Raw genomic sequence first — 1033 nt, forward strand, 5'->3', positions numbered from 1 at the left:
CCACCGGTGGACCCGAACGCCGGCCGGGTCGCCAATGCCGTCGGTGGCTTCAGCTACGTCCTGCCCCCGGGCTGGGTGGAGTCGGACGCCTCCCACCTGGACTACGGCTCGGCGCTGCTGAGCAAGACGACCGGGCCGCCGCCGCTGCCCGACCAGCCGCCGCCGGTCGCCAACGACACCCGCATCGTGATGGGCCGGCTGGACCAGAAGCTCTACGCCAGTGCCGAGGCCAACAACGCCAAGGCCGCGGTGCGGCTCGGCTCGGACATGGGCGAATTCTTCCTGCCGTATCCCGGCACGCGAATCAACCAGGAAAGCACCCCGCTCACCGGGGCCAACGGAATCACCGGCAGCGCCTCCTACTACGAGGTCAAGTTCAGCGACGCGTCCAAGCCGAACGGTCAGATCTGGACCGGCGTCGTCGGGGCGCCGGCGGCGAACGCGGGTGGCCCGCCGCAGCGCTGGTTCGTGGTGTGGCTCGGCACGGCCAACGACCCGGTGGACAAGGGCGCCGCCAAGGCGCTGGCCGAGTCGATCCAGCCGTGGGCGGGCCCGCCCGCCCCGGCACCGGGAGCCCCGGTGCCGCCGGCGCCGGCACCCGCTCCTAATCCGGCGCCGGCCCCGGCTCCGGCTGGTGAGGTCACCCCGACCCCCGCACCCGTGCCCCAGCGGACGCAATCGGCCTGACGTCCCGTCCGGCGCGTCGGGATGGTGCGCCAACCGTCTCCTAATCGAACCCTTTTTCGTTACGCGGAGCGGGTATACCGAAGTGACGGCCCAGCAACTCGCTGGGCTTTGCCATCGGATGCAAGGAGACCCGCATGAACGTCATGGCAGCTACCGAATATCTGGCCCGCTCAACAACCTTCACGAGCGTCGGGATCATCGGCTACATCATCATCGGCGGTCTGGCGGGCGCGCTCGCCAGCAAGATCATCCGGGGCAGTGGCGCCGGCATCCTGATGGACATCGTGATCGGCATCATCGGCGCCTTGATCGGCGGCTTCATTCTGAGCTTCTTCGTCAACACCGC

2 protein-coding genes are annotated in these 1033 nt (G+C 69.5%); both read left to right on the forward strand.

Features of this window, described 5'->3' with window-relative positions; genetic code table 11:
- Positions 1-687: alanine and proline-rich secreted protein Apa (locus BST44_RS29165; RefSeq protein ID WP_244184983.1), on the forward strand; the 687-nt coding region annotated here is incomplete at its 5' end.
- Positions 688-821: 134 nt separating this feature from the next.
- On the forward strand, positions 822-1033 hold a 212-nt coding region (locus tag BST44_RS29170; protein ID WP_083180049.1), incomplete at its 3' end, for a hypothetical protein.

The organism is Mycobacterium scrofulaceum, from assembly GCF_002086735.1.
Classification (GTDB): Bacteria; Actinomycetota; Actinomycetes; order Mycobacteriales; family Mycobacteriaceae; genus Mycobacterium; species Mycobacterium scrofulaceum.